Genomic DNA, 18,130 nt, shown 5'->3' with positions numbered 1-18,130 from the left:
CACTGTAGGCCCTGATGCAGGTTCGAAATGACATGGTTTTTTGTTTGTAACCAGTTTTAAAGAAATTCAAACAAGAATCCGGTACATGAAATACTCTGTATCGGGTTCCTGTTTTTGAAAGCCTATTCCCTCATACAGACTTTGAGCAGTGTAGTTGCCTACTGCCGTTTCCAATTGAATATAAATCGCCCCATCGCCTTTTGCAAAATCCATTGCTGTTTTTATTAGTGCTTCGCCAATGCCCTGTTTGCGATGACCGGGTTCAACATACAGATCATTCAGTATCCAGTTTTTAACTGCACTTACGGATGAGTATTTTGGATACAATTGCGTAAAGCCTACCGGCAAATCACTCTCTAAAGCAACAAAGATCACGGATTCATTATTACTTAAACGTGTTTTGATAAACTGTTCTGCCAAACCTATATCGCTGTCTTTTTTATAAAATACGCGGTATTTATCGAAGAGACCGATAACAAGGCTGGCTTCTGAGAGGTTGATTCTTTTTATATTCATAATATCTTTTATTCCTTAAGAGCGTTGTCATGCTGAGCCTGTCGAAGCATTGGCGGGCGAAGGCCTTACCGCACCGCACTTCGACAGGCTCAGTGTGACACCCGTTTTCTCCTAATGTACAAAAAAAGCCATCTCTGATAATCAAAGATGGCTTTTGAAATATAATGATATGAATCTATTACTGTTGTTTGCCTATCAGAGCAGAGAATTTACTTTCGTAATCCTTTATGTGTTTATCAATCTTATCAGCAATGGCCGTTTGATGATTATCCTTTGTCACTTTACTTAAAGCATCCAACAATGATATGCCCAGCTGTACAGTACGCTGATCGACATCTGTTACATCTTTTTGCATCAGGCTATAATTGTAATCCAGCTGATCGGCAACATAGTCGTCAATGCTGTTCACGTACTTATTACCAAGGGTGACATCATTTAAAGTATACGCTGTGGCAACAAGGAAATACTTACTGCGCGCCAGGTCGATGAAGGGATAGATATCAGGCATTTCAGCATCATACTTGTGCAGTACTTTTAATGCCAGGTCTTTGTGACCTTCCTGTACCAGGTTTTGAGTTAACTCCAACACGGTCTGCATGATTACCGGATAGAACATCGTGGTCGATTCCGGATCAAGATACTTGGCCGTTTTGTAATTTCCCCATTTAAATTTGTTCATGATGTTATCGTACATCACCAAAGTATTGGTTTTACCCAACTGATCGCGGTTGGCAGTATCAGCTTTGAATGGGATCAGGTGATAGGTAAAGCCTTCTTTATATAAATATGGCTGCAGCCCCATCATGTTTTCCTGGCCAACAGTTATAGTAAAGCAAATTGGCCGTTTCCAGTTGTTGTGGGCCAATATATCTAAGAATGCCAGGTTATCTTTGGTAACAAAGTTTGAGGTGTATTTCCAGGTCATGGTATCAACCAGTTTACTTTTCTGGTCGGCGCTTACCACACCGTCTTTTACCACTTCGTCCGGATTCACCGGTAATTTGAAGTTTTTAGTAGGAAGATAATTGATCTTAGTACCATCCTGCAGGGTGTATTTAAAGGCATCGTCATCAGAAGTGATGAAATCGAAAACCTCTTTCAAATTGGTGGAGCCCTGGATACCCCTGTCAATATATTGTATCGCATCACGCACACCTTCTTTATACTTATCATAAGGCATAGTGATAGGCAATGGCTCCGAGTCGTTCATTTTCTTGGTCATCTGGCGGATATACCAGTCGCCGCTGAACAAGCTCAGGTTCACAATGCGCACATCCGGCCGGATACCTTCCACTTCCTGGTCATACCATAATGAGTAGGTATCATTATCGCCATAAGTAAACAGTATGGCATTTGGCGGGCACGATATCAGGTAGTTATAAGCCATATCATGCGGCGTCATTTTAGTAGAACGGTCATGTGTGCCCCATTCTTTGCTGGCTACCAGTATCGGAACAAGCAAGCAGACTATCGTTGCGGCCATACCTGCTGTTTTTGGCGTCATAAATTTCTTCGCCAAATCAGCGAGGGCTATTACACCCAAACCTATCCATATAGCAAATGCATAGAACGAACCTACATACGAGTAGTCACGCTCACGCGGCTGCACACTCGGCTGGTTTACATACAGTACAATAGCCAGACCAGTAAAGAACCATAGCAGTAACACCACAAGGGCATCTTTCTGATCGCGCTGGAAATGGAACACCAAGCCGATTAAACCTAATATCAATGGAATTGCATACAACGGTGTATAGGCATTGCTGGCATAAATTGGTGTACCTGCAGGGTGCTGGGTAAGCGATTTCGGCAAATGTTTGCCTGCATCAAATATGCCCGATGTCCAGTTTCCGTCAACGCCTTCCGTGCTTTGCTGACCGTCTAACTGGTTATATCTTCCTACATAATTCCATAGGAAATAGCGAAAATACATCTGGTACATCTGCCAACTGAACATCCAGCGCAGGTTATCGCTAAAGGTAGGGGCGTCAGTATCGCCCATGTGCAGCCATTCCCTGTAAAAACGGGCGTCCTGTGCGTAAGAACCATCCGTGTTTTCGGTGTTATACATACGCGGGAAGATAGTAGTATGATCATATACCGTATTTACCTTACGACCTGCGTTCTCATATTTCTTTTCGCCTTTACGATAGATAATGCTGCCTTCGGTCTGGTCAATCGCTTTAGCATCAAAGTAAGGCCCTGTCAGCAACGGTGTTTCACCATATTGAATACGGTTCAGGTAGCCATACAAAGTAAATGCATTATCAGGGTGCGAGTTATTAAGATCGGTATTCGCGGTAGCACGGATTGGAATGTAAGCAAATGAGCTATAGCCAAAATAAATAAATGCCACGCACAAAAGCGCGAGGTTGAGCGCAGGTTTATTGTTTTTGATGCTCCACCAGATACCGAATATGATCAGCCCGATCAGCACAGCAAAAAAGAAAAACGCTCCGCTGCCAAAACCCAGGCCGATAGTATTTACGAAGAAAAGGTCGAAATAGGCAGCAAACTGGATAGTATATCCCCTTATGCCGTATTGCACCAGACCCAGAATTACTATGCTGATCAGAAAAGCGATGACACCGCTTTTTACGTTAATATTTTTATATCTGCGGAAGTAATATACCATCACGATAGCCGGGATGGTCAGCAAATTCAACAGGTGGATACCGATGGATAAACCAACCACATAAGCAATAAAAATGATCCATTTATCAGCGCCGGGCTCGTCAGAATGAGCCTCCCATTTTAATATTGCCCAGAATACGATTGCAGTACATAAGGATGATAGCGCGAATACGATGGTTTCAACAGCCGAGAACCAGAAGGTATCGGTATAAGTAAATACTAGTGCGCCTACCAAAGCCCCGCCAAATATCATAATCTGGCTGTTGCTGTCGGCTTCTTCGCCTCTTTTAACCAGCATTTTTTTGGCAATAGCGGTGATTGTCCAGAACAGGAACATGATCGTAGCACCACTGGCCAATGCCGACCCCATATTGGTAAAATATGGCACCTTGGTTTTATCGCCCATAGAAAAGAGCGAGAAAAACTTACCCAGCATAGCAAAAAGCGGGTAACCTGGCTGGTGGGCTACCTGTAAGCGATAGGCGCAGGAGATAAACTCGCCGCAGTCCCAGAAGCTTACGGAAGGCTCTAATGTCAGAATATAAGTGATTGAAGCGATGACAAAACACAGCCATCCTAAAAGGTTATTGATCTTTTTGTATTGCATGGAAGATAATTAGTATACTTTTTTGCGGGGGCTAATATCTGCATTTTTATAAATCTTTCCAGATAAATAACAAACCCCTTAACATCTTTTAACAAATGTGATCGAAATTATGAAAAATTGTCGGAAGGCGGAAAGAAGTTTGCAGTTGCCGGTAGGCAGTTGGCAGATTTGAAGTAACCTTTAAATAAAATACTGCAAACCGCAAACTTAAAACTGCAAACTATCGCTGGGGTTCACTTCAAATACACCAATTAACCAACTGGAACACAATAACAAAACTTGTTCGTTCCGTTTGTTTTTTTTGTACCTTACCATGCCTTAATCACGCAATTGAACAGAATTCACGGTTAGGTTGCCGATTTCCTAATAGTAAAAATAATGGCAACGGGATATCCGATGCTATAAAAGATAAGATCATGCAGCCGTTCTTTACCACTAAACCTACGGGAGAAGGGACAGGTTTGAGTTTATCTTTAAGTTATGAAATTTTGGTGAAGGGACACGGGGGTAATATCAGTATTGAAAGTAAGAGGATGAAGGCTCGGAATTTATTGTGGAGTTACCGGTGAGGTAAAGATTAAATAAGGCCTTTCGTTGGGAGAAATCAAAGCTAAATAAAAAAGGAAGCTTACAATAACTTTGTGAGCTTTCCTTTTACTTATTGATGGTTTAAATTAATTGCGATAGCCAATTGTACCCAGCCAGAAGTTGTTAACTACAAGGTTATTATTTTTAGCCACAATGCAGTTGGATGGTATAGGCCCTGCTTCAGTTACTTGTTTTAAAGGGGATGTCGCTCCAATTGAGCCATAGATATAAGAAGTCGTACTAAAGTACAAATTACCATCACTTTGTACGCTAAGGTTTTCTACAAATCCCAGGTTATAATTTATCACTAAACTAAATGTAACGCCCTCATCTTTTGAAACATATATCCCACTGGTTTGCACTGTCGCATATATCCAGTTAGTAGTAGGGTCAATGCAGATTGATGTTACCAAAAGATTGCCGGCAGGAAATACTTGCGCCCATGTTTTACCTCCGTCAGAAGATTTATGTATGGTTTGTCCCTCCAGACCCAAAATATAAAAGTTACCATCTTTATCTCCAAACGGATAAGCCAGATCGCCATCTACTCCACTTCCCGAGGCTGACTCCTTTATAGCTGATAGTGGTACGGCTGTCCATGTTTTTCCTTTGTCTGTAGAAATGTAAAGTCCGTTGAATCGGGTACTAACAAATATATTTCCGTTAGGCGTAAAAATTAAACCTGATAGCAGTTGGCTGTTAAAAGCCTGCACAGGTAAATTGGTCCAGGTATTACCCTGATCTGTAGAATAATAGTTGCCATCATTTGCAATTGCATATAATTCATCTGTTGTGGATGACGCTATTAATGCAAATTGATGGGTATTACCTAAAGCTTTAACGGCGTTCCAACTGGCTCCGTTATCATCCGAATATCTTAACCAAGTTTTTTCATCGATCACCGCATTAAAAAGTCTGCCGTTGCTCAGCTTGCAAAATGGCGATACTGTGAAACCTGCGGGTACTGTGCAAGCTGAATAGTGCCAGCCGCCATTGCCGGGCGCAATACCTGTACTATGAGCAGTAATGGAGTCCAGTTTTGTATTGCTGTTATCCATTGCGTAAATTTTCAGTGTTTGTTGTCCAATATCTCCTGCGAGCGACCAATAGCATTTAACAGTACCATCAGCACTGGTATATGTTATATCCGTATGATCGCTGTTACATCCGGACCCCTGGTATCCAACCTTATAGTTGGCCAAAGGCTGCCCGTTTTTTGTAAGCTTCACATTGATTGGCGAGACTAATGGGCGGCCAATGGTGTCGGTCTGGTTATCGCCGCTTACAATTTCGATTTTAATACTGCTATCAGTAGTTCCATCACCCTTAGGGCCAGGATTGGGTTGACTACTTTTTGAACAACTAAAAAAAATTACACTAATTGTTAATAGCAGGAGTAGTATGGATTTTTTGTTCATAAGATTTAAGTTGCCCTAAATTAAATAATTTAATTCCTGAATCAAATTATTGCTCAATTAAAAGCAAAAAAATATCCGCTGATATTATCAGCGGACATTAACTTCATGAATTGTGAAAATTACTATTGCTTCCCAATCACCCCCGCAAACTTGCTTTCATAATCGCTTAACTGCGCCTGCAGTTTATTATTCAAAGCTAATTCCTGATTATCCTTTGTGATCTGCGTCATGGCGTTCAATACCGACATTTCAAATTGCACATTCGAGGAATTTACATCACCAGGACTGGCTTGCAGTAGATTATAATCATAATTCAGCTGATCGGTGATATAGTTATCCATGCTCGATACATATTTGTTGGCTACATTATTTGCATGCAGGCGGTAAGCAGTATCGATCACTCTGAATTTACTTTGAGCGATGCCAACAAAGGGATAAATATCAGGCATCTCGTTATCATATTTCTTTATGGCGTTTAATGCCATATCATTATGCCCTTCTGCCATTAAACCGTCAGCCAGTTCGGTAAAGGTATTGGTGATTAATGAATAAAATAACCCGGTTGATTGCTCGTCCAAATACCTGGCGGTTTTATAATTGCCCCATTTAAATTTGTTCATCACGTTATCATACATCACCCGGGTGTTTACCTTAGTCTGATTATTTGCATCTGGTTTGAACGGAATCAGGTGATAAACAAAACCTTCTTTATACAAGTAATCCTGCAAGCCGTTAAATCCGTCATTACCCATTGTTACTGTAAAGCAAATCGGCCTTTTCCAGTCGTTATGGGCCAAAATATCGATGAGTGCGAGATTATCCTTCATCAGGTAATTGCCCGGAAATTTCCATTGCATGCTGTCTGCCACCCTGCTTTTTTGATCCGGGGTGATCACGCCGTTTTTCACCAGTGCATCAGCATTTACAGTCAGCTTAAAGTTTTTGGTTGGCAGATAGTTTAATACTTCGCCATCCTGCATTTCAACCTTGGTTTGCGGGTTGTCGGAGGTAACAAAATCAAACACATCTTTCAATTCGACGGAGTCAGGTAACCTGGCATCATTAAATGGGATATAATCGCGGGTGCCATTCTTGTATTTATCAAAGCTCATGGTGATAGGCAATGGCTCAGATTGATTCATCTTGCCCTGCATCTGGTGGATGTACCAGTCGCTGCCAAAAAGTGTATTCACAATGATACGCACATCCGGCCTCACTCCTTCTACTTCCTGCACATACCATAATGAATAGGTATCGTTATCGGCCCCGGTAAACAAAATCGCATTTTTAGGGCACGACATCAGGTAGTTATACGCCATATCATGCGCCGTCATTTTGGTCGAGCGGTCATGTCCTTTCCACTCCTGTTTTACTAATAATACCGGTCCGATCAGCATACACAAGCCAATAGTTGCATAGCTGGCCATACGGGCATTTACCTTTTTGCGCATAAACTCAGCAATGGCAATCACCCCTATACCGATCCAGATAGCAAAAGCATAGAATGAACTCACGTAAGAATAGTCACGTTCGCGTGGCTGATACGCCTGGTTTACATACATTACGATGGCGATGCTGGTGAAAAACCAAAACAAACCAACTATAAAAGCATCCTTTTTACTTTGCCGTGAGTGGTAAAACAAGCCGATTAACCCAAGTATTAAAGGCAGCGCATAAAGCGGCGTATACCCCTTATCATTCAAAACAGAATTTGGAAGATGCTTGCCTTTATCGAAAATACCGGTTGTCCAGTCGCCATTAGAATAGTTATGCAAGCCACTTTTTTCAAGCTGACCATCCTGCTGATTATAACGCCCGGCAAAATTCCATAGAAAATAGCGGCCATACATTTGCCATATCTGCCAGGTGAACATAAACCGCAGATTATCTGAGAATGTAGGAACATCATTATCCGATAGTCCCAACCATTGCTTATAAAATTGAGGATCCTGGTCTCTTTGGCTAAACATCCGTGGTAAAACTGTAGTATGATCGTAAGTGTAGACCGGTGTCTTCCCTGCTGATTCGTATCTATTTTTGCCTTTAGCATAGATAGTTCCGCCCTCGGCTTGATCGATGATTTTCGCATCATAATACGGACCAGATACCAACGGTACGTCGCCATATTGGCCGCGGTTCAGGTACCAGTATAATGTAAAGGCGTTATCAGGGTGCGAGTTATTCAAATCGGTATTGGCAGTTGCCCTGATAGGTACATAAGCGAAAGAGCAGTAGCCAAAGTAAATAAACGTTATACACACCAGAGCCAAATTGAGCATTGGTTTACCCTTGTGGATGCTATAGCGAATGCCCAATATCAATGCACCGATCAGCAAAACAAAAAAGAAAATCGCTCCGCTGCCAAAGCCCAATTCTAAGGTATTCACAAAGAAAAGGTCAGCATAAGCAGCTATCGCAACTGTATATCCCCTGATGCCGAATTGCACAAAAGCCAGTATACCAATACTGATGAGGAGAGCAATAATGCCGGTTTTTAGGTTGATATTTTTATACCTGCGGAAATAGTAAACGAACACGATGGCAGGGATTGTAAGCAAGTTTAAAAGATGTATACCGATGGATAATCCGATCATATAGGCAATAAATACGATCCATTTATCGGCACCTGGCTCGGTTGATTTGGCATCCCATTTCAGTATTGCCCAGAACACAATTGCAGTGCATAATGCTGACATAGCAAAAACAATCGTCTCTACTGCTGAGAACCAAAACGTATCGCTGAAGGCCAAGGCCAATGCCCCAATAATACCCGCACCAAAAATGAGCGTTTGTTTAACGCCATCGGGTTGATTGCCATTTTTCAGCATCATTTTCCGGGCCATCAGCGTGATCGTCCAAAACAGGAACATGATGGTTGCCCCGCTGGCCAGCGCACAGGCCATATTGGTGAAGTAGGCCACTTTATGCACGTCGCCAAAACTCAATAACGAGAATACTTTACAGATCATCGCAAAAAGCGGGTATCCCGGCTGGTGCGATACCTGTAGCCGATAGGCGCAGGAAATGAATTCGCCGCAATCCCAAAAGCTTACGGATGGTTCGAGGGTTAAGATGTAGGTAGTGGATGCAATGACAAAGCAGAGCCAACCCAAAAGGTTGTTGATCTTGTTAAAATGCATGGTTATCAGGGTAAAAGTTTATCAATACCCTAATATCCGGCTTATTTGTAAGCTATTTATAATGAGCAGCTTTGGTTTAACATCTTTTAACATTATTTAACGATTGGGGGAGCTGCGCAGATTTGGGATGTGAGATTTGAGATATGAGAATCTATAATCCAAAAATCTAAGGCGTGTCATCTCGAACGAACAAGGGGTGGGAGCAGTGATGGCGTGAGGAGAAATCTTTTGCGCCTTGCAAAGCGGCCCTGCTTATCGTATAAGATTTCTCTTCGCCCAAAAGCGCTACCCAGTCCGCTCATCGAAATGACATAGTTTTTTTAGCAACTGATTAAAACTTCAGCGCCGCCCCTACTTCAAAATAAAATATGCCCGAAGTATTCACCATACCTTTGGTAACCCGCGGCGGTAACTTATTTTCTGCAATGGCGTAGGTTGGTGTAAAGCTCAGAATTAACACTCCTGTTTTATACTCAACAGGTGCAGAGAGCTCATAATCAAGTAATTTAAATTTGCTTAGCTGATCTTCCCGTTTTACGATCAAACTTTCTGCAGCTTGTTCCAAAGCCAGGGCTTTTTTGGTTAGCTTATATTTTTTAAGAACGAAATAAGCATCATAGAAGTTCTGCGTACCGGCGTTCAGGTTGGCTGAAGGTGAAATAATAAAAAGATCCTTATCACCGAATATTCCTTCAATAGCAAAATCGTGCGATATACCGGCGTTTAAAAAGATATCGTGACCAAAGTCCTGCTTCAAAAAGTTATAATCGACGCTAATAATGGGCGTAATAATATCTTCAATATTGTAGCTCAAATTAGCATTGATGGTACTGCCAATGGATGAACCGATCTGCGTACTATTGGCAGCGTAAAATAGTTTGGTAAACGATATGCCACCGTTAAAATCGTCGGTAATATCAAAATCGTATCCCAATGCAGTGCTTCCTCCATCCAGTTTGTTGGTTACGCGGTTTGGAATATAATCGGCAGTGGCGGCCAGGTAAATGCCGTTCTTAAAAATGTATTTCACCTCAGGCAAAATGGTTGGCGTACGAACGGTATCTGCTCGTCCCATAAATACATTATTGCTCAGATAATTTACACCGATCTTAAAAGAGGCCTTTTTATCCTGTTTTAGTTGACTTTCCAGTTTGTCGAGAAGGTCTTCCGGGTCCTCTGTTGTGGTGGTTTGGGCCAATGCTCTGCCTGCGCTAATGAGTAGCAGAAATAATAGGGGTACGTAAAAAACTTTCATCAAATAGTTTAATAATATATCATAAAGCTCAATAGACTGTAATACGGATTTATGGTTTAGTTAGTTAGTCAGAAATATTATCATTCATATTAAACCATATATAATTCTTGCAGTCTTAACAGAACGAAACTTGAAGAAAGACAAATAACTCCCAATATATTTTTACTAATTAATTTTAACTGTTCTATGTTTAACGAAGGGGTGCTGCAGATGCAGCATCTTTTTTATTGACTGCCTTTTTTTCTCAGCTCTGAGAATAAGATCATCAATACCACGGCAAGCAGGATACCAACAGGCATATCGCGTGTAGCAAGTCCGACCGATAACCCTATAATTATGGCAGCAACATAATAACTCTTTGAACGCGGACTGATCATTGCCGCGAAGATAGATTTTTTTGCTGTCTATCCTATTTCATTCAAAGGCTAACTAAAATATTAGAAGTAATAATATCGATAAAATATGTGTCATAACATCATCAGAATATATTATCGTTGAGGCATGAGGTTGTGATTGTTTTTTATCTGTCTATCTTTGCCATATATATAAATAGATATTTAATATCTATTATTTAGTAATTACAACAAACGCAATCTATTGACTATGAAGAACATGAAGATCAAAATTGCCACAGTAGGCATATCCATCGCCACAGCCAGTATTTTATTTTCAGGCTGCAGCTCATTCACCAAAACAGAGAAGGGCGCTGCTATCGGTGCAGGCGGCGGCGGTGTTATTGGGGCATTTATTGGTAAGGCAGCAGGTAATACGGCATTAGGCGCCATTATTGGTGGCGCAGTGGGCGGTACAGCAGGAGCTTTAATTGGCCACAAAATGGATAAACAGGCCGCTGAGATCAAGCAAACCGTTCCCGGAGCAACCGTTACCCGCGAAGGTGAAGGTATCCTTGTAAAATTTGATTCGGGAATTTTGTTTGATATCGATAAAACAAACGTAAAGCCCGTGGCCCAAACAAGCTTGAAAAAGCTTGCAGTATCATTGCAAAATAACCCTCAAACCAATATCCTCGTGGTTGGGCATACCGACAGCACAGGTACTGCCGAACATAATATGGATCTTTCTATCCGCAGAGCGGGTGCAGTAAAAGCATTTTTAGTTGGCGAGGGCATTGATGGTTCCCGCTTAAGCACGAAAGGCAAAGGTGAAACAGAACCAATCGCACTGAACAGCACCGCTGAAGGCCGTGCACAAAACCGTCGTGTAGAAATTGTTATCGTTGCTAACGACCAGATGAAGCAACAGGCTACACAGGCTGCACAATAAATAAACTCCTAAAAAACGATGTCATCGAATCCACAGGTAGGCCTTGCGCAGTGACGCGGGTGAGAAATCTCATACAATTTGCAAAGCGAACAATGCAAGGTGTATAAGATTTCTCCTCACGCCATCACACATACCCTTCCCGTTCGTTCGTATGACATTTGTTTTTTATTTTAATATTTTCTTGTTTACTTGTTTTTACTGAATGAGTAAACCACGTAAGCTGTTTTATTGCCCAGGCTTACCGGTGATTTTAAAGTCATATAATTATCGTCGATAGCCGCTACTACCAGTTGATAGCCTTCCTGTACCTTCCGGGCACTATCTCCCGGGTAAAGTTTCTTAAACTGGAAGATTTCACCATTAGTATTATTATATGACCAGAATATAGTTTGCGATGCACCATTGGCCAAAGTATACTTGCCATTACCACTATTGGTTAAGTTCCAGGTGCTGCCGTTAAAATCTTCGGGGGCGCCCTGGTCAAATACGGTTTGTACCGCTCCCGGCACCAAACCTTCATAACTAACTCTGGTAAGTGTCCAATTACCTACAAAACGGGCACGCGAGGCTCCAGCAACCGTAGCCGGTAATTTTTTAACAGTATTACATGCTGTGAAAGCAAATATTAATACGATGATAAGGGCCGATGTTTGCAATAGTTTTTTCATAAGTATATTATTTATTGCAAAAATAATATAAATACTCCCAATGATAATATTTAAGGAAATAAGTATTTGCAGATGACAAAACAGGCTTGAGATGTACTAAACGCAACATATTATAACAAAAACCTTACACCAATTTTACATTATTTAACATTCTCGCCTAAAATAGCTTAAACCTATTTCCGTTTATATAGTCATAAGAAAGCTTTAGGAAGTTTTAATTCATATTGATTTGAATGGAAAAAACCTTTACACAACAACCCCTTATTAGACAACAACGATTATGCTAAAGCGTATATTGGTATTAGACGACAACCAGTTTATACTGGAAGCTGTAGAGGAAGCTCTTACTTACGAAAAATTCCAGGTATTGATTACCTCCGATAGTCACAACCTGATAGAAATTGCCAAAATTTTCCAACCCGATCTATTTATACTCGACGACAGGCTTGCCGGACGTAAATCATCCGATGATATTTGCCACCAATTAAAATGGCATCCCCGGTTTGGGAGCACACCGGTAATGCTATGCTCGTATTTTTATCACCGTGGGGCCGATTTTTCAACACTGCCTTGTGATGACATCATTTCCAAACCTTTTGGCTTAGATGAACTGGTGAGTAAAGTAAATAATCTCATTTTAGATTAGTCTTTAATCAAGCACAAAACTTATTTGTTATCCAGCTTTTGGGGCTTTTAACAATCCCCAGAGGATAATATGTGCAATAAATAATTAAGATAAGAGCTTTGCATCCCTAAAGGGATGCAATTCGTCCAAAACGACAACGTTTATTGGTGATAGATCTGCTTACAAATGTGATTTGTGTTTTCAGGCAGACAGTGCCGGTCCTAAATTGATTTAATGAAATTAACTTATACCAGAACCCTTGCAAGGAGGATATTCTTTGCTTTTCTTGGATTTATTATCATGCTTTCCGTGGTGGCGTTATTTGTTCGCAACTCTATTAATGATAAATTAAATAAAATATCACAAGTATCAAAAGATATTGAAAGCAACCGTGCGGAACCCGAAAAAATACTTTTGTTGCTTCACCTGGCTGATGACAACTTTCAGCAATCACTGATAAACAATAACAGGAAATTAAAAGAAAATTACCAGCAAAAGATATCCATTGCTTTTAACAAAATAGACACTTTGCTGCAAAAACAAGTGTCGGATACATCGAACCTTACTTTGCTTGAAAGAGCCAGGATAAAATACTGGCATCAGCAAAAGGCATCCCTGTCAGGCCGCCTGTATTTGCTCCGCCGCAGTTTTGATTCATTGCTAACAGCCTATGCCAATGTCGACTCAATTGGGCTTGATAAAACAAAAGAGCTGAATGCCAATTTAAATTTTAAGAAACCTGAAGCTTTTAGTAAGCCCAATACTGCTGATAAAGCTGCTTCGAAACGTGGCCTCATCGAACGGATTAAAGATGCTATCAACAATAAGGACGGAAGCAACACAAGACACCAGCGCGATACTAAAGAAACCAATGCAAAGGCCCTAAAGGTCATCAAACAAAATCAGCTTGCTTATAATAAAGCTTTGCAGCAATTGAAGCATCAAAGTGCTGAGCAATTACATACACAGCGCCAGTTGGTTACCACTAATTCTTATATTATAAATGAATTAGGAAATTTAATTAACCAGGTAAAGGATATTAATTACAATATGGCCGACGAATTTAAGGGAATGGCTCTTAAATCGTACCAGGACAGTACAACGCTTCTGAATAAATTATACCTCACTGCTTTGTGTCTCCTGGTATTATTCTCAGCATTGCTGATCGTGTTTATAACACAAATTCACCAATCCGGGCTTCAATTGCGTGAAGAAATTGAAAGCTCTGTAGCTTTGGCCCAGCAAAAAATGGAACTGTTGCACCACATGAGCCACGAGGTACGAACCCCACTTACCGCGATCATGGGCTTCCTGTACATTTTCAGTAAATCAGACCTGACGCCCAAACAAGAAGAAATGCTCGAGTCCATAAAAGTATCATCGGATATGATGCTGCGTACATTGAACGATACGCTCGACGCTGCAAAAATGGAGCATAGCGAACTGACCATCAATACCGAACCCTTTAACCCCGACTATATCCTGAGCACGGTGATCGAGAGCATGGGATTCAGCGCCGAAAAAAAGAAACTGTATCTCAAATACAAATTCGCGGGTAATAAAAACGCTATTGTGCTGGGCGATAGTTTCAGGCTAAAACAAATCGTAGTAAACCTGCTGAGCAATGCCATCAAATTTACTCAGGAAGGAGGCGTTACAGTAAATGCGCAGCTAATCGCAAATGACACCCGTTTGCAGGTGGAAGTAACAGATACCGGCGCAGGTATCAGTCCGGAGCAACAGTCGGGGCTTTTTTCAAAATACTATCAAACCAGTTCTTCAAAAGAGCAGGTCGGTACCGGGCTTGGCCTGTTTATCTGCAAACAACTCATCAAATTACAAAAAGGGAAAATTACGGTTAAAAGCGAGGAAGGAAAAGGTACCACCTTTATGCTCATTATCCCTTATCAGAAAAACGAGAAGAATCTACCCGCCAACAGTTTGCAGTTGTGAGTTTGCAGTTTGCAACGCCCGATTAGTGCATGGCGCATGGCGGTTGGCTTTTAATTGGTGTATTGCCCTATTATTTGTATTTTAATGGCTAAATTTTTTCCGACTTCCGACTTCCGACTTCCGACTTCCGACTTCCGACTTCCGACTTCCGACTTCCGACTTCCGACTTCCGACTTCCGACTTCAAACCCGCTTTTTCAAAGTAATCACTGTGATCTCCGGCCATATGCCCAACCTGCCTGAAAATGCCAGAAAGCCGAACCCCCGGTTTACATACAGTTGACGCCCGTATTGCTCCATCCACCCGGCCCAGTCGAGGTAAACATATTTTACGGGGCTCCAGCGAAAACCTGCTGTTTCTACGCCAAACTGTGCGCCATGCGTATGCCCGGATAGCGTTAAATGTATCTTTTCAGGATAGTAACGCACCTTTTCTTCCCAATGCGTCGGATCATGCGAAAGCAGGATTTTGAATGCATCTTTATCCACACCCGTCATCGCTTTATCCAGGTTGCCTTTTTGTACAAAGCCCCTGCCCCAGTTTTGTACGCCTATCAGGCTTATTTTTTGCCCGCCTTTCTCAATCACTAAGTTTTCATCCAACAAAAGTCGGTAGCCTAATGATTTGTGGTGTTCCTTCAGTTTTTCCAGATTGGCATCCTTCTCCGCATCGCTATCCCAGTGAATATAATCGCCATAATCGTGATTACCCAATATGGAAAACTGCCCGTATGGCGCTTTCAGTTGGCTAAACATATCGATGTAAGGCTCTATTTCCCAGGCAGCATTGTTCACAAGGTCGCCGGTGAAAACAAAAAGGTCGCTTTTTTGAGATTTCACCAGATCAATGCCTCGCTGAACGGCATTCCTATTATCAAAACTTCCTGAATGGATATCGGAAATCTGTGTGATGGTAAACCCGTCAAAAGCATCGGGCAGGTCGTCAAAGTAAAGGGTATGTTTGTGCAGTTTATAATCGTACTTCCCTTTGAACATCGCATAAAGGAACCCGGTAAACGGAATTGCAGCCACTAATATGGCCGCCTCGCTGATAAACTTGCGGCGTGCAGGAACAAATGGGATACCAGGCTTTTTATTATTATGATTGACCGCATAATTACCCACGCCATAAAAAAGTCGTCCGATATCGCCGATAAGCAATATCAGGGAGAAGATTATCTTGGTAATAAAAAGAGCGATCAGCAGGCTCAGCATCCATTCGTGATACGGCGTCATCCCTTTTGCTGTACTGAAACTGCCGGTGCCTGCTATAAATAAAATTGTCACCCCTATTGATACCAGCAAATATCCCCAAAGCACTACGCGCTTTAGGCGTACGGATTTCCAGTCCTTAACAAAAGTTTTCAGACCATTAAATACATACCAGTCCAGCAGAAGACTGATGGCTGCGATGATCAGAAATATTCTTATAAATCCGCCCCGGTGCATAATGAGATTTGCGTAACGCGCAATTTATAAAAGCGGAAGTAATTAAAAAGTCATTATATCAGATTGTTAATCAAAAAAACAGTACCTTTTCAAACACTTTTGCAAACCGATTATATAACCTGTATATTTTTATTCAATGAAGAAGTGGACGTTTGGTGTTTTAGGACTGATGCTATTCGTGACTTTTTCATGTAAGAAAGGCGAGCGTCTGCAAAAAACATATTTGCTTAGTGAACAAATAATTGATGACAGTGCAGATGGCGTCCCGATCGATACCACCAGGTTTTTTTATAACCGCGAAAATAACCTAACCCTCGTAAAAAGCAGCGACGGGACAAACTATACCATGACTTATGACGACGCAGGCCGCGTGAGCGTTGCTAAAACGATAAATCCCGGCGGTGTTGTAGTTAAAGAGTTTGATTTTTATTACACTCCTGCTGTTAGCTTTATCGAGAAGGCGATCTCAAAAAAACCTGATACCGCATATTTTACCTTTGACTCCAAAGGTGAGGTAACTGAAATACAAACGCTTCATGGAGGCTATTCGACCTATACTTATGATGAACGGGGCAATATCGCCAGTCTGAAAAACTACCATGCGGACGGCAGCATCAGTTTATACGATGAGAGCATTTACTCGTATGATAACATGAAACATTATTTCTCTGCTATTCCCCACAATAATTATTTTTTGATGTACATATTATATGGTGATGCCAGTACCAATATTAACAACGTTGTTACCAAAAATGCCGATGTTTATACCTATACTTATAACAACGATGGCTACCCGGTAAAGGCTATTGCAAAAGTTGTTGGCCATTCATTGACCCCGATTTATTATAATTATATCGTGAAATAAAAACCAATTATGAAAACCTTCTTCCTTTTATCTTTCCTGGCTTTAGCCGCGTCGATACCATGCTTTGCGCAGCAAAAAGCAAAAGTCGACACTGTATTTTTTGAAGATTTTAATGGCAAAAGCCTCGACCGCAGCAAGTGGAACGTAGAGGTTACCGGCGAAACCGTGAATGATGAACAGCAAGCCTATGTCGATTCCACCTCGGTGCTTTACATGGTGCACGGCAAGGCAGCAGAAGGAGCCAAAAATGGCGCTTTGATGATAAAACCGAAATATCTCCCCGGCTACACCAGCAAGGAGCAGAAGAAGTATGACTTCATTTCGGGTAGGATAAACACCCGTGCAAAAATGGAATTTACGTACGGCAGCGCTTCAGCCAGGATGAAGCTTACCTCGGGCGAAGGGTTATGGCCTGCATTCTGGGCTCTGGGCGAAGGCGAATGGCCTGCCTGCGGCGAAATTGACATGATGGAAACCGTTGGCGATGGCAGCTGGATAAGCAATGCCATGCACGGACCGAATTACTTTGGCAATACTCCCCTCACCTTCCGTTATTTCCTCCCAAAGAAAAGCACCGTAAACGACTGGCATATTTATTCAGTAGACTGGACACCCGACAAAATGGTATTTAAAACCGACGGCGTAATTACTTACACTGTGACCAAAGCCCAGGTTGAACATTATGGCAAATGGGCATTTGATAACCCTAAATTTATCATCCTCAACTTCGCATTGGGCGGTGGTTATCCAAACGGCGTGAACAAGATCACCAAACCTTACTTTGGAATTTCGCAGGCTACCGTTGATAAGATCAAAGCCGGGCAGGCAAAGGTGTTAGTGGATTGGGTGTTGGTGACGAAGCCGAAGGGGTAAGAGTTTTGATCTCTGAATCTACCTTGCGCCAGAATTGCGCAATTCTTAGAATTTTCTCGCACTGTTCGACGTCGCTGACGTTGAATGGGTATGATTGCAGTCTGAAACTACCTGCTGTCTCGTCCTAAAAAAAGTTTACAGGTTTTGAGATAATCCTGTTATAGATTTACAGGTGAATAATCATCCTGCAATACGTTTACAATTTTACGATTTCTTTGGTAGTAATTTTTCCATTGCCTTGTAGTTTTAAGATCGT

At 41.6% G+C, this 18,130-nt stretch carries 14 protein-coding genes; 6 read left to right on the top strand and 8 right to left on the bottom strand.

Translation table 11 applies throughout. The features are described 5' to 3' along the window. Positions 1 to 66: 66 nt before the first annotated feature. Complete coding sequence (locus tag VIM89_RS07345) at positions 67 to 516, bottom strand: GNAT family N-acetyltransferase (RefSeq protein WP_488155494.1); 450 nt, start codon at positions 514 to 516, stop codon at positions 67 to 69. 178 nt (positions 517 to 694) lie between these two features. After that, on the bottom strand, positions 695 to 3,757 hold the full coding sequence (locus VIM89_RS07340) for a glycosyltransferase family 117 protein (RefSeq protein ID WP_488155493.1): 3,063 nt from the start codon (positions 3,755 to 3,757) through the stop codon (positions 695 to 697). 242 nt (positions 3,758 to 3,999) lie between these two features. Between VIM89_RS07340 and VIM89_RS07335 the strand changes: the two genes are divergently transcribed. Beyond that, positions 4,000 to 4,326 carry an ATP-binding protein gene (locus tag VIM89_RS07335; RefSeq protein ID WP_488155533.1) on the top strand — a complete coding sequence of 109 codons (327 nt, stop codon included), beginning with the start codon at positions 4,000 to 4,002 and terminating at the stop codon, positions 4,324 to 4,326. A 105-nt stretch (positions 4,327 to 4,431) separates the two neighbouring features. Here VIM89_RS07335 and VIM89_RS07330 read toward each other — a convergent pair whose 3' ends face one another. The 4 genes from VIM89_RS07330 to VIM89_RS07315 all read right to left on the bottom strand — a co-directional run bounded on the left by VIM89_RS07330 (position 4,432) and on the right by VIM89_RS07315 (position 10,535). After that, positions 4,432 to 5,763: a WD40/YVTN/BNR-like repeat-containing protein gene (locus VIM89_RS07330; RefSeq protein WP_488155492.1), complete on the bottom strand. Its 1,332-nt coding sequence runs from the start codon at positions 5,761 to 5,763 to the stop codon at positions 4,432 to 4,434. A 122-nt stretch (positions 5,764 to 5,885) separates the two neighbouring features. After that, positions 5,886 to 8,903 (bottom strand): glycosyltransferase family 117 protein, encoded by a 3,018-nt coding sequence (locus VIM89_RS07325; protein ID WP_488155491.1) that lies wholly within the window; start codon positions 8,901 to 8,903, stop codon positions 5,886 to 5,888. Between the two features lie 331 nt (positions 8,904 to 9,234). Then, a complete protein-coding gene (locus VIM89_RS07320; RefSeq protein ID WP_488155490.1) occupies positions 9,235 to 10,158 on the bottom strand; it encodes a hypothetical protein in 924 nt (307 codons plus the stop codon). A 224-nt stretch (positions 10,159 to 10,382) separates the two neighbouring features. Next, positions 10,383 to 10,535: a hypothetical protein gene (locus VIM89_RS07315; RefSeq protein WP_488155489.1), complete on the bottom strand. Its 153-nt coding sequence runs from the start codon at positions 10,533 to 10,535 to the stop codon at positions 10,383 to 10,385. Between the two features lie 226 nt (positions 10,536 to 10,761). Here VIM89_RS07315 and VIM89_RS07310 point away from each other — a divergent pair, with 226 nt between their 5' ends. Beyond that, positions 10,762 to 11,442, top strand: a complete 681-nt coding sequence (locus VIM89_RS07310) for a YiaD family glycine zipper/OmpA-like lipoprotein (protein WP_488155488.1) — start codon at positions 10,762 to 10,764, stop codon at positions 11,440 to 11,442. Positions 11,443 to 11,627: 185 nt separating this feature from the next. On the opposite strand, the gene VIM89_RS07305 is transcribed toward VIM89_RS07310, so the two are convergent. Next, positions 11,628 to 12,110, bottom strand: a complete 483-nt coding sequence (locus tag VIM89_RS07305) for a hypothetical protein (protein ID WP_488155487.1) — start codon at positions 12,108 to 12,110, stop codon at positions 11,628 to 11,630. A gap of 280 nt (positions 12,111 to 12,390) precedes the next feature. Here VIM89_RS07305 and VIM89_RS07300 point away from each other — a divergent pair, with 280 nt between their 5' ends. Further along, positions 12,391 to 12,756, top strand: coding sequence for a response regulator transcription factor (locus tag VIM89_RS07300; protein WP_488155486.1), 366 nt, complete (start codon positions 12,391 to 12,393; stop codon positions 12,754 to 12,756). Between the two features lie 213 nt (positions 12,757 to 12,969). Further along, the gene (locus tag VIM89_RS07295; RefSeq protein ID WP_488155485.1) at positions 12,970 to 14,688 is read left to right on the top strand and encodes a sensor histidine kinase; all 1,719 of its coding nucleotides are present in this window, start codon (positions 12,970 to 12,972) and stop codon (positions 14,686 to 14,688) included. 182 nt (positions 14,689 to 14,870) lie between these two features. Here VIM89_RS07295 and VIM89_RS07290 read toward each other — a convergent pair whose 3' ends face one another. Beyond that, positions 14,871 to 16,136, bottom strand: a complete 1,266-nt coding sequence (locus VIM89_RS07290; protein ID WP_488155484.1) for a metallophosphoesterase — start codon at positions 16,134 to 16,136, stop codon at positions 14,871 to 14,873. A 136-nt stretch (positions 16,137 to 16,272) separates the two neighbouring features. Here VIM89_RS07290 and VIM89_RS07285 point away from each other — a divergent pair, with 136 nt between their 5' ends. Beyond that, positions 16,273 to 17,001 carry a hypothetical protein gene (locus tag VIM89_RS07285; protein ID WP_488155483.1) on the top strand — a complete coding sequence of 243 codons (729 nt, stop codon included), beginning with the start codon at positions 16,273 to 16,275 and terminating at the stop codon, positions 16,999 to 17,001. Between the two features lie 9 nt (positions 17,002 to 17,010). After that, positions 17,011 to 17,874 (top strand): glycoside hydrolase family 16 protein, encoded by an 864-nt coding sequence (locus VIM89_RS07280; RefSeq protein ID WP_488155482.1) that lies wholly within the window; start codon positions 17,011 to 17,013, stop codon positions 17,872 to 17,874. The last annotated feature ends 256 nt before the right edge of the window (positions 17,875 to 18,130 follow it).

The organism is Mucilaginibacter sp., from assembly GCF_036568825.1.
GTDB lineage: Bacteria > Bacteroidota > Bacteroidia > Sphingobacteriales > Sphingobacteriaceae > Mucilaginibacter.
This window is presented reverse-complemented; position numbering and strand designations above follow the sequence as displayed.